Origin of the sequence: Peribacillus sp. NPDC096379, from assembly GCF_044762875.1 — a bacterium.
In the GTDB taxonomy this organism is placed as follows: domain Bacteria; phylum Bacillota; class Bacilli; order Bacillales; family DSM-1321; genus Peribacillus.
The window spans coordinates 31431-53573 of sequence record NZ_JBIWFD010000006.1; the positions used below are offsets into that span (position 1 = coordinate 31431).

Annotated in this window: 21 protein-coding genes and 4 tRNA genes; 21 read left to right on the forward strand and 4 right to left on the reverse strand. The window is 38.3% G+C overall.

Annotated features, from left to right (window positions below; translation table 11 throughout):
* The first annotated feature begins 183 nt into the window (after nt 1-183).
* The 15 genes from dnaB to rlmH all read left to right on the forward strand — a co-directional run bounded on the left by dnaB (nt 184) and on the right by rlmH (nt 13126).
* A complete protein-coding gene (gene dnaB / locus ACIQZI_RS20880) occupies nt 184-1548 on the forward strand; it encodes a replicative DNA helicase (protein ID WP_062186595.1) in 1365 nt (454 codons plus the stop codon).
* A 459-nt stretch (nt 1549-2007) separates the two neighbouring features.
* The gene (locus tag ACIQZI_RS20885; protein WP_062186593.1) at nt 2008-3300 is read left to right on the forward strand and encodes an adenylosuccinate synthase; all 1293 of its coding nucleotides are present in this window, start codon (nt 2008-2010) and stop codon (nt 3298-3300) included.
* 196 nt (nt 3301-3496) lie between these two features.
* Nucleotides 3497-3572 (forward strand) — tRNA-Lys (locus tag ACIQZI_RS20890).
* Nucleotides 3573-3578: 6 nt separating this feature from the next.
* Nucleotides 3579-3650, forward strand: a tRNA-Glu gene (locus ACIQZI_RS20895).
* Between the two features lie 86 nt (nt 3651-3736).
* A tRNA-Asp gene (locus tag ACIQZI_RS20900) sits at nt 3737-3812 on the forward strand.
* A gap of 62 nt (nt 3813-3874) precedes the next feature.
* A tRNA-Phe gene (locus ACIQZI_RS20905) sits at nt 3875-3947 on the forward strand.
* A gap of 303 nt (nt 3948-4250) precedes the next feature.
* On the forward strand, nt 4251-5009 hold the full coding sequence (locus ACIQZI_RS20910) for a M23 family metallopeptidase (protein ID WP_403076890.1): 759 nt from the start codon (nt 4251-4253) through the stop codon (nt 5007-5009).
* A gap of 313 nt (nt 5010-5322) precedes the next feature.
* Nucleotides 5323-6030: a response regulator YycF gene (yycF, locus tag ACIQZI_RS20915; protein WP_062186589.1), complete on the forward strand. Its 708-nt coding sequence runs from the start codon at nt 5323-5325 to the stop codon at nt 6028-6030.
* A gap of 5 nt (nt 6031-6035) precedes the next feature.
* Complete coding sequence (walK, locus tag ACIQZI_RS20920) at nt 6036-7868, forward strand: cell wall metabolism sensor histidine kinase WalK (RefSeq protein WP_403076894.1); 1833 nt, start codon at nt 6036-6038, stop codon at nt 7866-7868.
* Nucleotides 7865-9160 carry a YycH family regulatory protein gene (locus tag ACIQZI_RS20925; RefSeq protein ID WP_403076897.1) on the forward strand — a complete coding sequence of 432 codons (1296 nt, stop codon included), beginning with the start codon at nt 7865-7867 and terminating at the stop codon, nt 9158-9160. Before walK ends, ACIQZI_RS20925 begins: the two co-directional genes overlap by 4 nt.
* A complete protein-coding gene (locus tag ACIQZI_RS20930) occupies nt 9160-9969 on the forward strand; it encodes a two-component system regulatory protein YycI (RefSeq protein ID WP_403076900.1) in 810 nt (269 codons plus the stop codon). Before ACIQZI_RS20925 ends, ACIQZI_RS20930 begins: the two co-directional genes overlap by 1 nt.
* Nucleotides 9970-9974: 5 nt before the next feature.
* Entirely contained in the window at nt 9975-10769 is a 795-nt protein-coding gene (locus ACIQZI_RS20935) for an MBL fold metallo-hydrolase (RefSeq protein WP_403076903.1), read from the forward strand.
* Between the two features lie 205 nt (nt 10770-10974).
* The gene (locus tag ACIQZI_RS20940) at nt 10975-12180 is read left to right on the forward strand and encodes a S1C family serine protease (RefSeq protein WP_403076906.1); all 1206 of its coding nucleotides are present in this window, start codon (nt 10975-10977) and stop codon (nt 12178-12180) included.
* Between the two features lie 215 nt (nt 12181-12395).
* Entirely contained in the window at nt 12396-12554 is a 159-nt protein-coding gene (locus ACIQZI_RS20945; RefSeq protein WP_082675231.1) for a CxxH/CxxC protein, read from the forward strand.
* 92 nt (nt 12555-12646) lie between these two features.
* The gene (gene rlmH, locus ACIQZI_RS20950) at nt 12647-13126 is read left to right on the forward strand and encodes a 23S rRNA (pseudouridine(1915)-N(3))-methyltransferase RlmH (protein WP_403076909.1); all 480 of its coding nucleotides are present in this window, start codon (nt 12647-12649) and stop codon (nt 13124-13126) included.
* 233 nt (nt 13127-13359) lie between these two features.
* Here rlmH and ACIQZI_RS20955 read toward each other — a convergent pair whose 3' ends face one another.
* Complete coding sequence (locus ACIQZI_RS20955) at nt 13360-13794, reverse strand: SIS domain-containing protein (protein ID WP_403076912.1); 435 nt, start codon at nt 13792-13794, stop codon at nt 13360-13362.
* Nucleotides 13795-13961: 167 nt separating this feature from the next.
* On the opposite strand from ACIQZI_RS20955, the gene ACIQZI_RS20960 reads away from it, so the two are divergent.
* Nucleotides 13962-15470: a DUF1846 domain-containing protein gene (locus ACIQZI_RS20960; protein WP_403076915.1), complete on the forward strand. Its 1509-nt coding sequence runs from the start codon at nt 13962-13964 to the stop codon at nt 15468-15470.
* Nucleotides 15471-15656: 186 nt separating this feature from the next.
* Here ACIQZI_RS20960 and ACIQZI_RS20965 read toward each other — a convergent pair whose 3' ends face one another.
* Nucleotides 15657-15998 (reverse strand): monooxygenase family protein, encoded by a 342-nt coding sequence (locus ACIQZI_RS20965; protein WP_082675230.1) that lies wholly within the window; start codon nt 15996-15998, stop codon nt 15657-15659.
* Here ACIQZI_RS20965 and ACIQZI_RS20970 point away from each other — a divergent pair.
* The 4 genes from ACIQZI_RS20970 (at nt 15984) to ACIQZI_RS20985 (ending at nt 18078) form a co-directional block, all read left to right on the forward strand.
* A complete protein-coding gene (locus ACIQZI_RS20970) occupies nt 15984-16865 on the forward strand; it encodes a quinone oxidoreductase family protein (RefSeq protein ID WP_403077149.1) in 882 nt (293 codons plus the stop codon). The genes ACIQZI_RS20965 and ACIQZI_RS20970 overlap by 15 nt on opposite strands.
* 456 nt (nt 16866-17321) lie before the next feature.
* Entirely contained in the window at nt 17322-17633 is a 312-nt protein-coding gene (locus ACIQZI_RS20975; protein ID WP_403077151.1) for a transposase, read from the forward strand.
* 47 nt (nt 17634-17680) lie between these two features.
* Nucleotides 17681-17956, forward strand: a complete 276-nt coding sequence (locus ACIQZI_RS20980; RefSeq protein WP_403076919.1) for an IS3 family transposase — start codon at nt 17681-17683, stop codon at nt 17954-17956.
* Entirely contained in the window at nt 17902-18078 is a 177-nt protein-coding gene (locus ACIQZI_RS20985; protein WP_403077168.1) for a hypothetical protein, read from the forward strand. Before ACIQZI_RS20980 ends, ACIQZI_RS20985 begins: the two co-directional genes overlap by 55 nt.
* 16 nt (nt 18079-18094) lie before the next feature.
* Here the strand turns inward: ACIQZI_RS20985 and ACIQZI_RS20990 are convergent, their stop codons facing one another.
* Both ACIQZI_RS20990 and ACIQZI_RS20995 read right to left on the reverse strand, forming a co-directional pair.
* Nucleotides 18095-19252, reverse strand: a complete 1158-nt coding sequence (locus tag ACIQZI_RS20990; protein WP_403076922.1) for a M20 metallopeptidase family protein — start codon at nt 19250-19252, stop codon at nt 18095-18097.
* 22 nt (nt 19253-19274) lie between these two features.
* Nucleotides 19275-20684 carry a YfcC family protein gene (locus tag ACIQZI_RS20995; RefSeq protein ID WP_403077154.1) on the reverse strand — a complete coding sequence of 470 codons (1410 nt, stop codon included), beginning with the start codon at nt 20682-20684 and terminating at the stop codon, nt 19275-19277.
* Between the two features lie 479 nt (nt 20685-21163).
* On the opposite strand from ACIQZI_RS20995, the gene ACIQZI_RS21000 reads away from it, so the two are divergent.
* Nucleotides 21164-21799: a YczE/YyaS/YitT family protein gene (locus ACIQZI_RS21000; RefSeq protein WP_062186554.1), complete on the forward strand. Its 636-nt coding sequence runs from the start codon at nt 21164-21166 to the stop codon at nt 21797-21799.
* Nucleotides 21800-22143 lie beyond the last annotated feature (344 nt).

Here is a 22143-nt window from a genome sequence, read left to right on the forward strand (position 1 = left end):
GCATCACCTAATAAAGGTGGCGGTGCGGAGCTGATTTTGCGAAGCCCCGCCCTTTTTCCACAAAAAAGGAGATCGGGCTTTTACGTTCAATCTTCTTTTTTTAATGGAATGATTCTGATTGTACGATAGCTATGCTATTTAAATAAATTTGTAAAAGAATTTTGTAAAAAAGGAGGCCAAAATATGAATGAAGCATTTCAAGATCGGATACCACCACAGAATGTTGAAGCGGAACAGGCTGTTTTGGGAGCCATCTTTTTGGAGCCTTCATCATTAACAGTTTCTTCGGAGATTTTAATACCTGAAGATTTTTATCGATCTTCACATCAAAAGGTATTTAATGCCATGCTTAAGCTTAATGACATGGGAAAGGCTGTCGATTTAGTGACAGTTACCGAAGAGCTGGCAGCTGCAAAAACCCTAGAAGAAGTCGGGGGTGTTTCTTATTTAAGTGAACTGGCTGCTTCAGTCCCTACTGCAGCCAATGTCGAATACTATGCGAAAATTGTAGAAGAAAAATCACTATTGAGAAGGTTAATTCGTACGGCAACCAATATTGCTCAAGAAGGATACAGCCGGGAAGATGAAGTGGAAAGTCTGTTGGGCGAGGCTGAGAAAAGTATTATGGAGGTTGCCCAAAGGAAAAATTCGGGAGCCTTCCAAAATATTAAAGATGTCCTTGTCAGAGCTTACGATAATATAGAGGAGCTGACCAATCGAAAAGGCGATGTTACAGGTATTCCAACCGGATTTGCTGAGCTTGATCGGATGACTGCTGGGTTTCAGCGGAACGATTTAATTATCGTTGCAGCTCGTCCGTCTGTTGGTAAAACAGCATTTGCACTGAATATCGCTCAAAATGTTGCAACGAAAACGGACGAAAATGTTGCGATTTTCAGCCTTGAGATGGGTGCTGAACAGCTCGTGATGCGTATGCTTTGTGCAGAAGGAAATATTAATGCCCAGAACTTACGAACAGGTGCCCTGACAGATGAAGACTGGCGTAAGCTGACAATGGCAATGGGAAGCTTATCGAATGCTGGAATCTATATCGATGATACTCCAGGTGTCCGGATTGGTGAAATCCGCTCCAAGTGCCGCCGTCTTAAGCAAGAGAACGGTCTTGGGATGATTATGATTGATTATCTTCAGTTAATTCAAGGAAATGGGCGTTCTGGTGAAAACCGTCAACAAGAAGTATCTGAAATCTCTCGTTCTCTTAAGTCGCTTGCTCGTGAACTTCAAGTGCCGGTCATTGCCCTTTCTCAGCTCTCTCGTGGAGTCGAGCAAAGACAAGACAAGCGACCGATGATGTCTGATATTCGGGAATCAGGAAGTATCGAGCAGGATGCGGATATTGTCGCTTTCCTATATCGAGATGATTATTATGACAAAGAATCAGAAAACAAGAATATTATCGAAATTATCATTGCTAAACAACGTAATGGTCCAGTAGGAACCGTATCTCTTGCCTTCGTAAAGGAATATAATAAATTCGTTAACCTTGAGAGGCGTATGGATGATGCTGGCATGCCACCGGGGGCATAGTGATAGTAGATAAGGTTTTGAGTGCACTTTCACAGTGAATTTGAGTTCATTCTCGTATTTTATTGTACGTAATTATTGTGACATGGATCCTTCCCTTTTGGAGGGCACTGAAAAAGTCCATTTAAAGAGGAAAATAAGCTAACGACCTACTACATATTGGTCGTTAGCTTATTTTTTTATCTGTATATTTGATGAAGGTCTTCAAAAATTTTAAAAAGAGCTACTTTTTCAGTGGTTCCCCTTTTGTGGCATCCTTTTAATTGAAAGCCGTATATTCAAAAAAAAAATGGAGAAAATAAGAGAATGGTTATGGTTATTGGCGAATGATTTCTCATTAATTTTAATTAATGTTCGTATTATAGTTGACTGGGGTGACAATTACTGTTAAAATAGGTTTGTTGAATAAGAGACCGGTACATAATCCGGGATTACGTGAACCTTTGGAGGTGCTTTTCTAATATGTCATCAGTGGTAGTAGTTGGAACGCAATGGGGCGACGAAGGAAAAGGGAAAATCACAGACTTTTTATCTCAAAATGCAGAAGCCATCGCTCGTTATCAAGGTGGGAACAATGCGGGGCATACGATTAAATTTAATGGTCAAACATATAAACTTCATTTAATTCCTTCTGGGATTTTCTACAGTGAGAAAGTTTGTGTGATTGGCAATGGGATGGTTGTGGATCCGAAAGCACTTGTTGCAGAATTGGCATATCTGCATAATCATGGGGTTACAACAGATAATCTGCGTATTTCTAACCGTGCTCACGTCATTCTTCCTTATCATTTGAAATTGGACGAAGTGGAAGAAGAGCGCAAAGGTGTGAATAAAATTGGCACGACGAAAAAAGGCATCGGCCCTGCTTATATGGACAAAGCAGCAAGAAACGGAATCCGCATGGCAGATTTACTTGACCGAGAAGTATTTGAAGAAAAACTCATTTCTAACCTTGAGGAAAAAAACCGCATGCTTGAACGTTTTTATGAAACAGAAGGCTTCAAACTAGAAGATATTTTTGAAGAATATTACGAATATGGTCAACAAATTAAGCAATATGTTTGCGATACTTCAGTAGTCTTGAATGATGCGTTGGATGAAGGAAAACGTGTTTTATTTGAGGGTGCCCAAGGGGTAATGCTAGATATTGACCAAGGAACCTATCCATTCGTTACTTCATCAAACCCAGTAGCAGGAGGAGTAACAATCGGTTCAGGTGTTGGTCCAACAAAAATCAACCATGTAGTTGGAGTATGTAAAGCTTACACAAGCCGGGTGGGTGATGGTCCTTTCCCAACTGAATTAGATAATGAAATTGGTCATCAAATTCGTGAAGTGGGCCGTGAATATGGAACAACAACGGGCAGACCTCGCCGGGTAGGTTGGTTTGACTCTGTAGTTGTTCGTCATGCTCGCCGTGTCAGCGGAATCACGGATCTATCACTTAATTCAATTGATGTGTTGTCAGGGATTGAAACAGTGAAAATCTGCGTAGCCTATAAATATAAAGATCAAATCATACATGAATTTCCGGCAAGTTTGAAAATGATTGGGGAATGTGAGCCTGTTTATGAAGAACTACCAGGCTGGCCTGAAGACATTACGAACTGCAAGTCATTGGACGAACTTCCGGAAAATGCCCGTCATTATATAGAGCGGATTTCTCAGCTGACGGGTATTCCACTAACGACCTTCTCAGTAGGTCCAGACCGAAATCAAACAAATATCGTTAGAAGTCCTTGGCGTTTAGAATAGTCTAATCTAATCCTAAGGTGGAGGCCTTTTTAGGTCTCCACCTTAGTGTTTTAAAGAGCTCAAATGAATGCCCTATTTACAATACGTGAAACATTAAAGGTCACATTTTGAAAAAAAAATTAAAATACTATTGCGCTAACAAGTAGAACTATGATATTATCAAAAGCGTCGTCACAAATGAGTGAAATTTTTGTACGAGCCATTAGCTCAGTTGGTAGAGCATCTGACTTTTAATCAGAGGGTCGCAGGTTCGAATCCTGCATGGCTCACCATAATACGGCCCCTTGGTCAAGCGGTTAAGACACCGCCCTTTCACGGCGGTAACACGGGTTCGAATCCCGTAGGGGTCATCGGCTATTGAAGTAAATCAAGTAGCTGGCAAGTCCAGCTAGCTTGTAAGAATTCAATAGTATGCTTAACATGATTATATTGATATGGTCCCGTGGTGTAGCGGTTAACATGCCTGCCTGTCACGCAGGAGATCGCGGGTTCGATTCCCGTCGGGACCGCCATTTTATTTTTTAGAAAATGAAAAGCTTAGAGTCTGCAATAGACTTTAGTGGATTATTAATATGGCTCAGTAGCTCAGTCGGTAGAGCAAAGGACTGAAAATCCTTGTGTCGGCGGTTCGATTCCGTCCTGAGCCACTCCATAACACTCCTTTTGGGGTGTTTTTTTGTGCCTTGTTTTTATGAATTGGTTTGAACTCATTTTAGCTATAGGTTATCCTTTTGTAACACTATGTCAAAAATTATACAATTGTATTACATTACGGAGTCTATCCCATGTTTCATTTAATAGTATGGTAGAGTAGTTGAAAATGAAACTAGTCCAATTTATCTAGATTTATCCAGTATTAGCGGGCAGCAAAACCCCACTGATTGGAGTTTCATTATACAACTTAAATGTTTAATGAATTGAGTTACATGGCAATAGGGAGGATTAAGGATATGTTAAGTAGGAAGAGTGTATGTTCTGCTTTATTAATAATGGCTAATATCATTCTTTTTGTGATGACCATTATTCCAAAAGGTTCTGAAGCTGCCATAGACGCGGATGAGACGCTCCTGATTGATCAAGATTATGTGCATAATGAAGTTGGAAGTAGTATGACAAATTTTTTATATAAAAATCAGTTAATAGAGGAGCAAGTATTTAATACTGATAGGGCGAGTGGTGAGGTACTACGGGAAGTAATAAGACAATTCGAAGGCAAAGAAGAAGCCTATGCATATGCTATTACTGATGAGATGTTTACGCATCTTTCATCTAAAGAAGAGGCTGAGGAAGTATCGAGAATTGTTAAAGGAATAAAGCAAACTCCATCACGAGGAACGGGTTCGTTTATCTGGCCTGCAGATGGAGGGTATATTTCTAGTGAACAAGGCCCAAGCTTTGGGAAAATGCATAAAGGTATTGATATTGCGCAACCAACTACGAAAACCATTCATGCAGCTGATCACGGTACTGTGGTTGAAGCTGGAGTATCAGGTGGTTATGGTAATAAAATTAGGATTAATCATAATAACGGGTACGAAACAATTTATGCCCATCTTGAATTGGTGGATGTGAAGATAGGGGATACCGTTAAAAGTGGTTCTAAAATTGGTATCATGGGTTCAACAGGCCATTCAACTGGCACCCACCTTCATTTTGAGATTTTGAAAAATGGCCGTCTTGTTGATCCGCTAGATTTTATCGTGCATTAACGGGTAGTAACACCCCACTGCTTGAAGTTTCACTTTATGAAACAATAAAACGGATACTTTCGTTTTTTTTTGCAAGTCTTCGGATTATAGATTCGAAGATTTTTTATGTAGAAAAGAAAGAACAGGAAAAGATCTGGTAAATAAGGGGTGATAGTAGGAATAGGATGATTTCATTATGATAAAATGATAAAGTAAGGTAGAGAGAAGCTTACTAGATTTTTTATAAATAGATGAATGATAAATCTTTTGTTTAATTAATAAAAGGTACATGTATATATATTGGACACGATTTGTAGATAAAGGGGAAATGTTTATGGAAAAGAAAATTCTTGTTGTTGATGATGAAAAACCAATTGCTGATATTCTACAATTTAACCTAAAAAAAGAGGGCTTTGATGTTTATTGTGCTTATGATGGCAATGAGGCTCTTAAAATGGTGGAAGAACTTCAGCCAGATTTAATTTTATTAGATATTATGTTGCCCCAGCGAGATGGCATGGAGGTCTGCCGAGAAGTACGCAAGAAGTATGAAACACCTATTATCATGCTTACAGCAAAAGACTCCGAAATCGATAAAGTATTGGGGCTTGAGCTAGGAGCGGATGATTATGTGACAAAGCCTTTTAGTACACGAGAGATCATTGCCCGAGTGAAGGCGAATTTAAGACGCCAGCAAGCGGCTCCAGCTGCAAATCCTGAAGAACAATCGAAAGAGATTTCGGTTGGCACACTCATTATTCACCCAGATGCTTATGTGGTTTCCAAGCGCGGTGATACGATTGAATTAACTCATCGGGAATTTGAATTGCTCCATTACTTGGCAAAACATATTGGTCAAGTGATGACACGCGAGCATTTGTTACAAACGGTATGGGGATATGATTATTTTGGCGATGTGCGTACCGTCGATGTTACGGTTAGACGTCTTCGTGAAAAAATTGAAGATAACCCAAGCCACCCGGGCTGGATTGTAACAAGAAGAGGGGTAGGCTATTACCTTCGTAACCCTGAACAGGAGTAAGTAACATGAAAAAGGTCGGTTTACTTCGTTCCATTCACGTGAAATTTGTAGTCATTTATCTACTACTTATTTTTGTTGCCATGCAAATTATTGGCGTTTATTTTATTGGGAAATTAGAAGACAATCTTGTTAATAACTTTCAGAGTTCTATACGTGGTCATGTGAATCTTCTAACGTATAGTATAAGTGAAGAAATGGTCAAGGAAAGAGACGATGATGACCCCACCCTTGAAGATGCAATTAACACAATTTTAAAAGATCGCGATAAATCTTCAAATAATATAACCGAGGTTCAAGTCATAGAGCTTCGCAGTCGTCGTGTACTTGGGACATCTGACCCTGGTAATCAGTCGATCGTTGGTAAAAAGACGACGGAAGATATTATTAAACGGACTCTTGTTTTAGGAGCTGCGGATCAGGATGTATTTTATGATCGGAAAACAAATAGGCGTGTCTGGGTTTTAACCGTTCCAGTAGACTATAATAAAAAGGTTATTGGTGCAGTTTATGTAATCGCGGATATGGAAAACATTTTTGATCAATTAAATGAAATTAATCACATTTTCATCACCGGGACAGCCATCGCCTTAAGTATCACCGCATTATTAGGTGTTTGGTTGGCAAAAACAATTACGAGACCAATGACTGATATGCGTAGACAAGCCATTGCGATGTCGAAAGGGAATTTCTCAAGAAAAGTTAAAGTATATGGGGATGATGAAATTGGCCAGTTGGCTGTAACCTTCAATAATTTAACGAAAAGACTGCAGGATTCACAATCTAGTACGGAAGGTGAACGGAGAAAGTTATCATCCATTCTATCCTATATGACTGATGGTGTCATTTCGACTGATCGTCGGGGACGAGTCATTTTAATTAATGAACCTGCGGCAAAGTTATTGGATGTTTCACGTGAAACAGTACTAAATCAACCCATCATTGAATTATTGAATCTTGAAGAAGACTATACGTTTGAGGATTTACTAGAAGAGCGTGATTCGGTCATTTTAGACTACAGCAAGCCGAAACAACCGTATATTCTTCGTGCTAACTTTTCTGTAATTCAAAAAGAAACAGGTTTTGTGAATGGTCTTATTACGGTGCTTCATGACATTACAGAGCAGGAAAAGATTGAAGAAGAACGTCGAGAATTTGTGGCCAACGTTTCCCATGAATTACGGACGCCGTTAACAACGATGCGCAGTTATTTGGAAGCATTAGCGGAAGGGGCTTGGAAGGATGAGGCGATTGCACCTTCCTTCCTAAACGTAACACAAAATGAAACAGAGCGTATGATTCGACTAGTTAACGACTTATTACAGTTATCGAAAATGGACAGCCGGGACTATAAGTTAAAAAGTGGCTGGGTGAATTTTAATGATTTCTTTAACCACCTAATTGACCGTCTTGAAATGTCAAAAAAAGAGACGATTACATTTAAACGATACATTCCTAAAGAATCATTCTTCGTTGATATTGATGAAGATAAAATTACCCAAGTTCTTTATAATATTATCTCAAACGCGACCAAGTACTCACCTGAAGGCGGCCAGATTACATTCAGAGTTAAGGATGAGGAAAAGTCTATTATCATTAGTATTAGTGATGAAGGTGTTGGGATTCCTAAAAGTAATTTAGAAAAGATTTTTGAGCGATTTTATCGAGTGGATAAAGCTAGATCAAGGAATCTTGGAGGAACTGGCCTTGGCTTGGCGATTGCAAAGGAAATGATTGTCGCCCATGGCGGGAAAATCTGGGCTAAAAGTGTGGAAGGAAAAGGAACAACAATCTATTTCACCCTTCCTTACGAGCTGGAGCAAGAGGATGATTGGTCATGAGTTTTGAAAGAATGAAAAGCATTGTTCTATTGATATTAGTTTTTATGAGCGCTTATTTAACTTGGCAAATTTGGACCTATCAGCCAACCTTAAAAAAGACAGATCAGAGTGAGTATTTTAAAGTAGCAAGTGATACAAAAAATATTGCGGATGTTGTGAAGCCAAAGAATGTTTTATTACATGTGGGAGAGCAGCATTTTCAAATGAATGATGAAGAGAAAATGAATAACATCCAGTCCGCGTTCTGGAACTGGTCATTATACAACTTTGAAGATATTTCTCATCAAGCCAGTGAAATGGGATTTCTAACATTTATCCATTCAAAAGCGAATACAGAAATTAACTTTACTGATCAAATACCATTCAAGCTCTATAAGTCTGTATTTAATGTTGAAATGAGTGAGGTTCCTGAGTTTTCTTTTGATAAAATTATATTTACTTCTGCAAATAGTAATATGGAGGAAGCAAAGATTTACTTTATTTCAACAGAAAATAAGACGGTTATTCAAACCATCGTCAATGGAGAAAGTATTCGTACATTTTATGAAATGTACTATAAAAATGCGAATGAGTATCCTGAATATATAACGTACCAGGTCAATAAGACAAAGGAAATCTATCTTTTAAAAGACCCCACTCCTATGAAGCAGTACAGCTATCAACTGGGATATATGAATATTAATAACTTTAAGTATGCCTTATTTACTGATCCCACATCCGTTCGCCAAGAGTATGTCTCTGAGGTTGAAGAATTTACTGATGGGACCCGGCTATTATCTGTTGACCGTAATTTAGCGATGATTAATTTCATCAACCCATCACAAAAGAAAAACGGATTTAGTAGTACGAGTGAATTATTGCAGCAAAGCATTGACCTTGTGAATGACCATGCAGGTTGGGGGAAAAACTCGTTTCGGTTTTCTGAGCTATGGGAACAGGAACAAAGGGTAGTCTTTCGTTTATTTGTTAATGGACTTCCAGTATTTAACGAAGCAGGAATGGCAGAAATTGAACAGGTTTGGGGGAATGGGGAAATCTATCAATATCAACGTCCGTATTTTTATCTAGATTTCCGTTATCCTGAAGCGCCTGATAAATCGCTTCCTTCTGGTGAAGAAGTGATAACAGTTTTGAAAAATATCAGTAATTTCAATGGAGACGTTGAAATTGGCTATCGAATGACCAAGTCTACACTTAATTCGAAAAGTGTCATCTTGGAACCTGCTTGGTATTACCGATATGGAGGAACATGGATCCTCTTACCTTTTGAGCAAAAAGGAGCGGATCGATAATGGACTGGAATCGAACGAAGACCATATTCATTATGGTGTTTCTCATTCTTGATATTTTTCTTTTGGATCAATTTATGGGGAAGAAAAATGATAATAAATATGATTACATGTCTCAAACTCCTATTGAAGAGCTTTTAAAGGAAGAAAACATAACGTATACTCCTATGCCTAAACAAAAGCAAAAGGAAAACTATTTAGTCGCGAAAACGAAGGTTTTTAAAAAGGATGATCTGAAGTCTTTGAAAGACCAAGATCTTTTGATGGCAGATGTAGAAAGAACGAAACTAGTAGGCACGTTTAAAAATAAAACCAAAGTTAGTGAAAAATTACAAACGAGTGAAATTGATCTTTTCATGAAGGAAAATATCTATCATGGTGAAGATTATAGCTATTGGACATACGATAAAACAAGTCATTCAATTGTTTATTATCAGGCTTTTGATAGTAAGATCTTTTATAATAATAGTAAGGGCAAGGTAACGCTATTTTTAAATGAAGATAAGGAAATCATTTCATACGAACAAACGTATCTAGAGGATATTGAAGAATTTAATGAACCGAAAGAAATGATCCTTCCGATAAAGGCTATTGAAGCTCTCTATTTAAAAGGAGATATTCCGCCAGATAGTGAGATAACCAATTTTCAGCTTGGTTATTATAATTCTTTACAATCCAACTCTTCTTCTTCATCTTTTCTGTTAGTGCCTACTTGGCGAATGATTGTAGATGACAAACAGGACTTGTTCGTAAATGCATTTGATGGAGAAGTGATTGAATTGAATACGGAGGAGAAAATATTATTGGAGTGAGAGGTATGAGTATGCATTTTAGTGTTCTCGCAAGCGGGAGTACGGGAAATGCTATTTTCGTCGAGACAGAAGAGCATTCTTTTCTTGTCGATGCTGGCTTGAGTGGCAAGGCGATGGAAGCATTATTCAGTGAAATTGGCCGCGATATGTCCAAGTTATCAGGCATTCTTGTTACACATGAACATAGTGATCATGTTAAAGGCCTTGGGGTCATAGCGCGTAAATATAAATTACCAATTTATGCGAATATGAGTACATGGAATGCGATGGAGAGAATAATTGGCGAAGTACCGGTTGAGCAAAAGTTCACATTTGAAATGGAACAGATTAAAACATTTGGGAACTTAAATATTGAATCATTTGGTGTTTCCCATGATGCAGCGGAGCCGATGTTTTATGTGTTCCATCAAGGTGATAAGAAGCTTGTCTTAATTACAGATACAGGCTATGTGAGTGATAGAATGAAAGGTATTATTGATAATGCCGATATGTACGTGTTTGAAAGCAATCATGATGTGTCAATGCTAAGAATGGGTAAATACCCTTGGAGTATTAAACGACGAATTTTGAGCGATTTTGGGCATGTTTCAAATGAAGATGCAGCAATTGCCATGAGTGATGTTGCGGGGGATCGGACAAAACGAATTTATCTGGCACATCTAAGCCTTGATAACAATATGAAAGATCTCGCACGTATGTCTGTTGAGCAAACATTGCAAACAAAAGGAATTATCGTTGGGGAGCAATTCTCTCTCTATGATACGGACCCGAAAAAACCAACTGAAATAGTACTTGTTTAGGAATGAAAAGGGATGATCTCTTTTCATTCCTTTTTTTTGATGAAACATTTGTGTAAGGTGTTCCTGAAAGGTTGAAAACGGTAGGAATACAGAATGAAGGAAAATTTTTTTATCTTTAGTCTTAAATGAGTATAATGGAAGAGATAAACAAAGACTAGTGTATGGCATTTATTTAATCTTTAAAGGAAGAGAGGATTGAACAAATTTGGGATACTACGATGATCATATGCATGAAAGCAGCAACAAAAAAAGAAAAGGACGTCCAGGAGGATACTTTTTATCAACGCTCGCAGGAGTAATTGTCGGGGCATTGCTCGTTTTCTTCATGTTACAAGGTTATCCAAATTCTAATGGGCAGAATCAAAATGAAAAAGTGAATGGACTAGGGAAAACAGAGAAAGTCCAGCAACAAGTATCTGTTAATGTTACGTCAGCTGTAACGGGCGTGGTAGAGAAAGTCGGTGCAGCGGTTGTTGGGATTACAAATATCCAACAATCTAAATTTTGGGGAAATCAAGAAAACCGTGAGGCAGGAACGGGATCGGGTGTTGTGTATAAAAAGGAAAATGGAAAGGCCTACATAGTGACAAATAATCACGTTATTGAAAATGCAACGGAACTAGAAGTAACGTTAGTGGACGGAACCAAGCTTCCAGCCATGCTGAAAGGAAGTGACCCATGGATGGATTTGGCTGTCGTAGAAGTCGATGGTACGAATGTTCCGACGGTTGCTGATTTTGGGACCTCGTCTACTTTAAAACCAGGTGAACCAGTTGTAGCCATTGGCAATCCATTAGGCCTACAGTTTTCAGGGTCTGTAACACAAGGAATCATTTCAGGTTTAGAGCGTACGATTGAAGTGGATATTAATGAGGATGGCCAGGTTGATTGGAACGCAGAGGTTATCCAAACGGATGCAGCCATTAACCCTGGAAATAGCGGAGGAGCTCTCATTAATATGCAAGGTCAAGTCATTGGAATTAACTCCATGAAAATTGCAGAAAGTGCAGTGGAGGGGATTGGTCTTTCTATTCCTATTGATTCAGCAATCCCAATCATTCATGACCTTGAACAGTTTGGTGAGGTAAAACGACCATTTATGGGAGTAAGCCTTGCATCAGTTGAAGAAATTTCACAATATCATCAGCAAAACACATTGAAGCTTCCTACAGATGTAACGAGTGGTGTAGCTATTACTGGTGTTCAATCCAATTCACCGGCAACCAAAGCGGGACTAGAGGAGTTTGATGTGATTGTTGCATTGGATGGCAAGAAAGTTACCGATGTTGTTGATTTACGTAAATACTTATATAACGAAAAGAAAATTGGAGATAAGTTAGACGTAACCTATTATCGTAACGGTGAACAATTGAAAACGACGATGGATTTGTCAGTAGAACAACAAATGTAATGAGAAAACGGGGGAGCCTCACAAGGGTCTGACACTTTGCCTTTGAGGCACCCTCGTTTTTATTGTGTTTTTTCAGTTTTTTGTTAAGATAACATGTGGATAAGCGGAAAAGTAGCAATAAAGTGAATGCAATCGTTAGATTTGTGGATAACTAGTTCATATAAGCGAATGAGGAAATTAAACATGAATAATGTCGATATAAAGGAGAGAAATGAATGATTTATTGTTGTGATGATCATGTTGATATGGCACTGGATACTGTGGTAGTAGAGGAAGAAACGTATCCGACTCTTAATAGTGTACCTAGTGAATTGAAGTTATCAACAACCTGTGAATATTGTCAAAACATGGCGGTATATATAGTAGGGAACTAATATTCCTATACAAGATGTGGATAGTAAATGTGGATATGTGGATAACTTTTGTGGATAACGTGTTTGTAAGCTGTTTGTAAAGTGAGGATAACATGAATATAACAATTATAACTGTAGGAAAGCTAAAAGAAAAATATCTAAAACAGGGCATCGACGAATATATGAAGCGAATGTCTGCCTATGCCAAAATGGAAATTATTGAGCTGCCAGATGAAAAAGCGCCAGAAACATTAAGTGAAATCGAAATGTTGCAAATTAAGGAAAAGGAAGGACAAAGAATTCTAGCCAAAGTCAATCCCGATGCCCATGTCATAGCTCTTGCAATCGAAGGGAAAATGAAAACTTCTGAAGAACTGGCAGACACGCTTGATAAGCTAGCGACTTATGGAAAAAGTAAAATTACTTTTATTATCGGCGGGTCATTAGGTCTAAGCAAAGAAGTGATGCAACGTGCTGACGAAGCCCTCTCCTTTTCAAGAATGACCTTCCCTCATCAATTGATGAGATTGATTTTGGTCGAGCAGGTGTATCGGGCTTATCGGATCAATCGGGGTGAGCCGTACCATAAGTAAATGAGTTTTTTATTGTAATGTATTAAAATGAATTCAGTAAAAAAGTCCTTCAAAGGACGAGGGGACAGGTACCATGTTGTCCCTCCCGCATTTTCTAGAACAGATATGGCGGTTGATGGACCTCTTGTTATCCTTAAACTTGTTCATCTAGGAAATGTTAAGGATTGGGGAAGATTGTTCTCTTACACAAAGGGACACGGGACCTGTCCCTTTGTCCCTTTTAGTCATCTTTTTTATGTCTCACGTTCTGACATTAATCTTGCAATAACTTCTTCTATGAAAATAAAGAATACGGTTCGGGTTTTTTCAAAAGGTAACAGACTTTCATTTTGAGTAGATTTTGTTAAGTAAAATATATTTTCAATTTCTAAAGCTGAAGAATTGTTATACTCTTCTAAAATTAGCAATATTTCAGTCCCACAAGACTTTATTGCATTAAAAAGGTTTTCAAAGGAAGTGTATTTACCAGTTACTGAAAAAACAATAAAAAGAGTTTCTTCATCAACCAAATGTTGAGCATACGTTTCACTTTGGGTCGAAAAAATATTTTTTCCAGATACAAGAGCGAATTTATAAGCAAAGTATTCCACACAAAAAAATGATGGACCTAGTCCGAATAGAACGATTTTGTTGTATTTCTTAAAAATAGTTAAAAAATTATCAATCAAATTAGAATGACCCAATCACTGAAACGATTGGGCCAGTTTTCCTTTGTCTATTTTTTTAAAAGCTTTATAATGATAAAAGATGTATTTTAGTTAGTATTCTCTCTTAAGGCGTTTTTATCTATCGGTTTAAGAGAAAGCTTGAAGTATAGAAGGCGGGCGGAAATTAAATGAAAAAAGTTGGATTTGATTCGGAGAAATATTTGCAAGAACAATCTGCCTACATCCTAGAACGGGTGCAGCAGTATGATAAACTTTACTTGGAATTTGGCGGAAAATTGATAGGCGACAAACATGCCAAGCGTGTCTTGCCTGGATTTGATGAAGATGCCAAGATCAAATTATTGAATACGCTGAAAGAAAATGCGGAAATCATCATCTGTGTGTACGCTGGAGACATCGAGCGGAACAAAGTCCGTGAAGATTACGGTATCACTTATGACCAAGATGTCTTGCGCTTAATCGATGAATACCGGGCATATGGCATTTCTGTCAACAGTGTCTTGCTCACTCGTTATCAAGGACAGCCAACAGCCAAAGTATTTATGACCAAGCTTGAGAGAAGCGGAATTAGCGTCTGCACCCACAGCGAAATCAAAGGTTATCCCACAAATGTGGACGCGGTCATTGGCGAGGGGGGATTTGCGATGAATCCCTATATTAAAACGACAAAGCCAATCGTGGTAGTAACGGCACCTGGCCCGGCCAGCGGAAAGCTTGCAACCTGCCTTAACCAAATGTACCATGAGAATAAACTGGGGAATAAAGTCGGCTATGCCAAGTTTGAGACTTTTCCGGTTTGGAACTTGCCGTTAAAGCACCCGGTAAATATCGCTTATGAAGCGGCTACCGTCGATTTGAAAGACGTTAATATGATTGACAATTATCACTATGAAGCATACGGGAAAGTAGCGATCAATTACAATCGTGATATTGAGACGTTTCCTGTCATCAAACGGATTATTGAAAGGATTACTGGTAAAGAGTCTGTTTACCGCTCACCGACCGATATGGGTGTTAATCGTCTGAAATCGGGTATCACCGACGATATGGTCGTGCAGGAAGCTGCCAGGCAGGAAATCATTCGGCGCAGTTTCGTCGTAGAGAACGACTATAAAAAAGGGCTTGCCGATGAAGATAGTGTGCGCCATATGCAAGTGATTTTGGAAGAGACTGACTTAAAGAAAGAGGATCGGGCACCTGTATCGCCGGCCCGTAATTATGCGAAAGCAATCCAAGAGGGAATTGACAGCACGAATTTGCAAGCCGTAATTGCGATAGAACTGCCAAATGGCGAGATGATCACCGGTCGAACGACAACTTTGATGGATGCTTCGGCAGCCGCGATTCTGAATGGGTTGAAGAAATTGGCCAATATTGCCGATGAAATTGATTTGTTGTCACCGATGATTTTGCAGACGATTCAACGGTTGAAAACCGATGATTTGAACAGCCGAGTCCCGACACTAAGCGCCAATGAAGTGCTGATTGCACTGGCAATCAGTGCGGTCACCAACCCTACTTCTGAGCTGGCTTATAAGCAACTGCCGAATTTAAAAGACACACAAGCTCATTCTACGGTTATATTGAATAGGGAAAACGAACAGACCTTTAAGAAGCTTGGAATCGACATCACCAATGATCCAGTATATCCGACTGAGAACCTGTATTACAATTAGGTTTTGGAAAACGCCTGCCTTTTTCTTCTTACATGGAAGCCTAAGGCAGATGTTTTTTCATTTATAGAGTTTACTAAAAAGGTGTAGTCTTCTCCTAATGAGAAGACTACACCTTTTTGGATTAATGGATTAACTGCCGGAATGTCTGTTGGAACCTATTAAGGACAAGCTTTAGCATACTGGAGGTCAAGCGCGGGAATGAAGCCTTTTTCTAGCAGTATTGTTTTCAGCTATGATTGGAAGATATTCTAATGCTTTTCCTAATCCATAGAGAGGCATATTGCCATAAATAGATTCATAAGCACCTTTTTTTACTTGATATGTTTCATGATAGATCCCAACTGCACTATTGTTCCCAACCTTTTGATTGAACTTTTTCCAAGCAGTTAAATGCTTTTCATTTTTTGCATATACGAGTAAGTCATCCAACGAACGCCAATAAAAGCATATGGCAAAAATCCAGCTATCACTGTTGAAAGTATAGAGATCCCTGATCCTAAACAAGGTGAAGCACTGGTAAGAATTCATGCTGCCCCGCTTTATCCCTTTGCGCTTAAAATGGCTAAAGAGGGTTCTCCGTTCATGAAAGAACTGCCGCTTGTTCTAGGCAATGAAGGCGCGGGTATTATTGAATCAGGAACGACTTTCTCAAAAGGAAGTCGTGTCATGATATTTGGTGACAATTTAGGCAGGGGAAAAGATGGCACATACCAAGAATATATTGTTGTTCCAGAGTCATATCTGTTCAGGCTTCCAGATTCCTTTAGCTTTGAGGAAGGAGCTGCTTCCCCAAGTTCTTATGTAACTGCATACTTAGCTCTAACAAGAGCCGGCAGAATAAAGGCAGGAGAATGGGTTACAGTCCCCAGGGCGGCTGGGTCCGTTGGTTATGCGGCTATGCAAATTTCCAAAGCGCTCGGGGCTAAACCAATTGCGATTGTTTCTTCAACAGAAAAAGCAGAAAAAATGAAAGGGGTTGCAGAAAACCGTGTTGTTGATTTATCAAAGGAGAACGTCAAGGAAGGTATTTACCGTATAACCGGAGACCACGGAGCCGATCTTATTCTTGATACAATTGGTGGGGACATGACGAATCAATTGCTTCTTTCAGTTGCTCCTTATGGCCGGGTTGTATCCATTAGCTTTTCTACAGGAAATGAAGCAAACATTAATCTTATTAACCTTGTCATCAAACAAGCAACATTGACAGGTTTTAATCTTTGGAAATACTCTAATCAAGACCTCAGAGAAACTTTAGAACAGCTTTTCAAGTTGGCTGAGCAATTTGATATTCGGCCAACAATTGATTCAACGTTCCCACTTGAAGAATATGAAGATGCTTTTGAAAGACTCAATTCACGTAAAGTGATGGGCAAGGCTGTCTTTAAGATATAAAAAAAGCTGTGTTGATTTTACTCAATCTAACAGAAAAATAAAACCGCATATAAAGTAGCCGCGGTGAACCTTACCATAAGTAACGGCGAAATTTGTATTTAAGTTATAGGATAAGAATAGATAAGTCATATTAAAACATTACAGGGGCAGAAGAAGAGATGAAAAAATTTCTTCTTCTTTTTTATTTAAATAGATTAAGTGTGGATCACTATTACAAAAAAGCTTAACATCCCAGTGAATTGGAAAGAAGAAAAATGCTCTTCTTTATTACCCAGGCTATAATTATTTAGTAGAGAAATGTGTTGTAATAATATATTTTTTTGAAATCGAAGTTATTTTTTTACAAATTTCAAGGCTTTTTAAGGGGATAATCATGGCAATAAAAAAATCAGAATTATATAGTTCTGATGCTAGACTAAATAGTAGACGCAGATTGTAATAATAAACATATTAACTATAACGAGGTGTGTCTGTACGGCAAGAGGTAATGGCAAACGATACGATGAGGCATTTAAAATTGAAACGGTAATGTATATAAGTGAAAACCATAAATCTGTAGCTCAAGTGGCTAGAGAAGTGGGTGTAAACGAAAATACTTTACATGGCTGGATGAAGAAGTATGGCCAACAATCAGAGATCAAGGCTGTACAGTCGTTTTCTTCATCAGAGGCTGTATTAAGAGCTCTTCAAAAGGAAATTCGTGATCTCAAGGAGGAAAATGAAATCTTAAAAAAGGCGATGCACTACTTCGTAAAAAGCCCTCGGTAAAATATGATTTCATTCATGAAAATCGCTCCCAATTCCGAGTGGAGAAGATGTGTTGCGTTCTGAGAGTCTCCAAGAGTGGTTACTTCAAATGGTTAAAACGGCCGAAAAGTGACAGGCAGGAACAACATGAGAAATTATCGCAAAAAATTTTACAGACTCATCTAGAATTCAAGCAACGTTACGGCAGTATTAAAATCGCTAAAACGCTGAAAAGACGTAGCGTGAAAATAAGTGAGCGTACGGTCTCTCGCATTATGACAAAGAACCAATGGAAGCTTGTACAGTCAAAAAATACAAGGCTACGACCAATTCGAAGCATCTAAATCCTGTAAGTGAAAGCTTTTTAGATCGACAGTTTAAAGCAGTCGACAACTATGATACCGTAATAACCGCCCATGATAGAAAAAAGGAAATTCATCCCACACTACCTGATGGTATGGGATGAATCGCCCTTAGTTAATTCACGAATTCAAAGCCAATTGAATCATTAGTTCAATGGCAGAGGGAATGGCTTCCTCATCAATGTCAAATTTCGGATGATGGTGAGGATACTGGCTTTTTTCGCTTTGCATCCCAACGTTAATGAATACACCTACTTTTTCTTTTAAGTAGTAGGAATAATCTTCAGCCCCTAGTACAGGCTCAAATGGTAAGAACACATCATCACCGAAGGTCTTTTGGATGATTTCTTTCGCAAATTCGCACGCTTCCGGATGATTGTATAATGGAGGGGTTCCTTCTATTAAATGAAAATGTCCTTTTGCCCCAAAGCTTGTGCAAATTGATTCAGTTAGCTGAGCTGTTTGTTTGTGCATTAATTCAGCTCCTTCATACGTTAATGCCCTAATAGTACCTTGAAGGTTTACTTTATCAGGAATGACGTTGTATGAATTTCCTCCCTGAATACCTCCAAATGAAATCACTCCTGAATGTAAGGGATTTAAATTTCTGCTAACAATCGATTGGAACGCTTGTATAAGATGGGTTGCGATGTAAATTGGGTCCACTGTTTCGTGTGGATTGCCCGCGTGTCCACCTTTCCCTTCAATTATAATGTCAAAGTCATCGCTGGATGCCATAGCAGGGCCTGTTGCAAAACCAATTTTACCTAAAGGCATATTAGACATATAATGGATTCCATATATTACATCGACTCCATCTAATATCCCTTCTTCTACAAGCTGCTTAGCCCCGCTTGGTGATGCTTCTTCAGAGCTTTGAAAGATAAATACAATATTATTTTTTACTAAATGTGGGTGAGTGCTCATCCATTTAGCTACCGCGAGTAAAGTCGCGGTATGACCATCGTGACCACAACCATGCATAACGCCAGGAACTGTTGAAATGTAAGGCTTGTCTCCTTCTTCATGAAGCGGGAGAGCATCCATATCGGCTCTGAGCGCAACGGTTTTTTTCCCTTCTGTTCCTTTAAAATAGGCGACAACATTTGGTGCAGAATAATTATTTTTGATAGCGATGCCGAATTCAGTTAATTTCTCTTTCACATAAGCAGCTGTTTCATATTCTTGTCCGGATAGCTCAGGATGAATATGGAAATGTCTGCGCTGTTCAATTGTCCAAGCCAATAATTCTGTATCTACAAGCTTTGTTTGTAACATAATGAACCTCCGTTAATTCTTCTTAAAATGGTCCGTACTGAATCACTTGTGCAATGATTAGGAAAATAATACTGATGACTATTTGAATGAATATAAAAGGTAGAATCCATTTTATCCATTTTGTAAAAGGAATCCCTGCAACTGCAAGTCCAGCAAGTAACACACCTGATGTAGGGAAAAGGGAGTTGGAAATGCCGTCCCCAAGCTGAAATGCTAGTACCGCAGTCTGCCTTGTCACTCCAACAAGGTCAGATAAAGGTGCCAGGATTGGCATTGTGAGTGCTGCTTGACCACTCCCTGATGGTACAAGAAAGTTGAGTGAAAGCTGTAAAAAAAACATTCCTATAGCGTTCAGAATTGGCGATAGTTGACTTAGAAAGGTAGAGGCAAAATACAAAATAGAGTCTATTAATTTTCCATCCTGGATCACAACGAGAATGGCCTGTGCGAAACCAATGATTAAAGCACCACCAATTAGGTCTTTTGCTCCATCGATGAAGCTGTCCGCAATATTGTTCGGATTTAATTTTCCAACAATCCCGATTAGGACTCCAAATAGTAAGAACAAACCAGCAATTTCAGTTATATACCAACCAAATTTTATAACTCCGAAAATCAATACTACAAAGTTGAGTAAAAAAATGGTTAGAATCCATTTGTGACGAATGGTTAGTCTTAAATTTGTATCGACTTCAACTTGATTACCTTCTTGATATTTTCCTAAATACCTTAGTTCAGGATTGGACTTGACTTTTTTCGCGTAGCGGTAAACGTAAAGGACTCCAGCAATGTATAATGTAGCGAATAATACTAGTCTGAGACCAATACCTGAGAATGTAGGCAATTCTGCTATACTTTGTGCGACTCCGATATTAAATGGATTCAGGACAGCACTCATGAACCCGATATTTGCCCCCAGTGAAACAATTGCAAAACCGACCATCGCATCTAACTTTAAGGCAATAGCTACTGGAGTGATAATAGCAATATATACAATGGTTTCTTCAGCCATTCCCATCAATGTGCCACCAACTGAAAAAAACAGCATGAGAACGGGAATGAGTAATAATTCCCTATTTGCTAGTTTTCTTGTTATATTCACAATTAATGCATCAAGGGCGCCCGTTGCCTTTAAAATGCCAAAAGCACCGCCAATGATCAAAACGAAGAAGATAATTCCAGCACCATCGATCATGCCTGAATGAATACTAGTAAAGATATTAAAGAATCCGACTGGAGACGACTCTGTCAGAGTAAAAGAATCAGGAACTACAAGCGTACGCCCATCTTTTTCTACCCGGTCAAATTCACCAGCTGGCACAATGTATGTCAAAATAGCGGAAATGACGATCACAAAGAAAAGTAAGACAAATGCATTAATGTTAAGTGCCTTCTTGCCTGTGCTTTTATTTTGAGATTGATTTTGTATTATATTTTTCTGCATCTAGTAAACTCCCTTTTAATATTTCGTAGTGTGAAAGTTAATGAATTTTTATTCAATTGATTGTAAAATATATTCAAATATAATGCAATGGGGGATTAATATTTTTATGGAATATAATCATCGTAGACTAGATGATCTCTTGTTGGGAACAGTCGTTAGGATTGCCGTTTGTTTAACATCGGAGTTTGCCCTAATACCCACAAGACTAGCACCTAAGATCTAAGTGTTAGGATTTTGAAATTAATGAAGGAATTTTTATCCCCAAAATGAAAAAAATGACATAGCTATATGATATTGCCCTCGTCAGTTATCCCATTGTTAAAACGAATAAGACCCATAATTCTCCTTTAATAAGAAAATTAAAGATACGCTTTTCTTGTTATATTTCAGAAAATATAGATTATTATTTCTGTCCAAATTTAATGTTATATTAATAAAAAAATAAGATATAAGATAGAGGAGCGGTTATGAAAAAGGAATGGATTCTACGCTGGTCTTTTTTTATTTTTGGATTAATAGTGTTAGCATTTGGCATATCTTTAACAATTGAAGGAAAGCATTTAGGGATTGGACCATGGGATGTTTTTCATTATGGTCTATTTACTAAATTTGGCTTTACTATTGGAACTTGGTCGATAATAAGTGGATTTTTACTCTTGTTGATCAGTTCAATTTTCAATAAGGCATGGCCAAAAATAGGGGCCTTTCTGAATATGTTGTTTCTAGGATTATTTATTGATCTTTTTAATTGGATTTTACCTAGCATTGATAGTTTAGCAGGAGCAACAATTGCTTTTATCATAGGTGTTGTTTTAATTGGGTATGGTATTGGATTATATGTTTCTGCTGATTTTGGAGCAGGTCCTAGAGACAGCTTTATGTTATTAATTGTTGAAAGAACGGGTTGGAGTATCCCGTTGGTTAGAAGTGGAATTGAAGTACTCATTTTTCTTCTTGGTTGGATGCTAGGGGGGCCTGTTGGAATTGGAACAGTGTTTATTGCGTTTGGATTAGGTCCAATTTTAGGATTTTCTATTCCTCAATGTAAGAAACTGATGGCATATTTTCTTGACCAAAAGGATCGCTTGTTAACGCATATGTAGAAAATCAAAAATGAATAAACACGATGTATGAGTATCCCTTCATGGGGGGAGCCTTTTTCATGTCAAAATTATTTGCCAGTCCCCGCTTTTTTGAGAAACCTCATTTAGATATGCTATGGAGAACCGTATCATAAATAAATGAGGTTTTGATGTTATCTGTTAAAAATATTAGAGATTGAGGACCTACGGGGGATAGCGCCTAAAAATCAGTTGACAACATATTGTTTTCCTGTAATAATATGTTTAATTAAATACTGGTACCTTTAATTCAGTCCCGTGAGGCTGACAAGGACAGCGGAAATAATGATCATTGCTTTGGCAGCCTACGTATGTAGGTTTCCCAT

Excerpts from the sequence above, each read along its gene's own strand:
- ACIQZI_RS20935 (WP_403076903.1), top strand. The coding sequence starts at position 9,975 with ATGAGTATGCATTTTAGTGTTCTCGCAAGCGGGAGTACGGGAAATGCT.
- ACIQZI_RS20910 (WP_403076890.1), top strand. The coding sequence starts at position 4,251 with ATGTTAAGTAGGAAGAGTGTATGTTCTGCTTTATTAATAATGGCTAAT.
- ACIQZI_RS20990 (WP_403076922.1), bottom strand. The coding sequence starts at position 19,252 with ATGTTACAAACAAAGCTTGTAGATACAGAATTATTGGCTTGGACAATT.
- rlmH (WP_403076909.1), top strand. The coding sequence starts at position 12,647 with ATGAATATAACAATTATAACTGTAGGAAAGCTAAAAGAAAAATATCTA.
- ACIQZI_RS20980 (WP_403076919.1), top strand. The coding sequence starts at position 17,681 with ATGTGTTGCGTTCTGAGAGTCTCCAAGAGTGGTTACTTCAAATGGTTA.
- ACIQZI_RS20965 (WP_082675230.1), bottom strand. The coding sequence starts at position 15,998 with ATGAATTCTTACCAGTGCTTCACCTTGTTTAGGATCAGGGATCTCTAT.
- walK (WP_403076894.1), top strand. The coding sequence starts at position 6,036 with ATGAAAAAGGTCGGTTTACTTCGTTCCATTCACGTGAAATTTGTAGTC.
- ACIQZI_RS20925 (WP_403076897.1), top strand. The coding sequence starts at position 7,865 with ATGAGTTTTGAAAGAATGAAAAGCATTGTTCTATTGATATTAGTTTTT.
- ACIQZI_RS20960 (WP_403076915.1), top strand. The coding sequence starts at position 13,962 with ATGAAAAAAGTTGGATTTGATTCGGAGAAATATTTGCAAGAACAATCT.
- dnaB (WP_062186595.1), top strand. The coding sequence starts at position 184 with ATGAATGAAGCATTTCAAGATCGGATACCACCACAGAATGTTGAAGCG.
- ACIQZI_RS20885 (WP_062186593.1), top strand. The coding sequence starts at position 2,008 with ATGTCATCAGTGGTAGTAGTTGGAACGCAATGGGGCGACGAAGGAAAA.
- ACIQZI_RS20930 (WP_403076900.1), top strand. The coding sequence starts at position 9,160 with ATGGACTGGAATCGAACGAAGACCATATTCATTATGGTGTTTCTCATT.
- ACIQZI_RS20985 (WP_403077168.1), top strand. The coding sequence starts at position 17,902 with ATGGAAGCTTGTACAGTCAAAAAATACAAGGCTACGACCAATTCGAAG.
- ACIQZI_RS21000 (WP_062186554.1), top strand. The coding sequence starts at position 21,164 with ATGAAAAAGGAATGGATTCTACGCTGGTCTTTTTTTATTTTTGGATTA.
- yycF (WP_062186589.1), top strand. The coding sequence starts at position 5,323 with ATGGAAAAGAAAATTCTTGTTGTTGATGATGAAAAACCAATTGCTGAT.
- ACIQZI_RS20945 (WP_082675231.1), top strand. The coding sequence starts at position 12,396 with ATGATTTATTGTTGTGATGATCATGTTGATATGGCACTGGATACTGTG.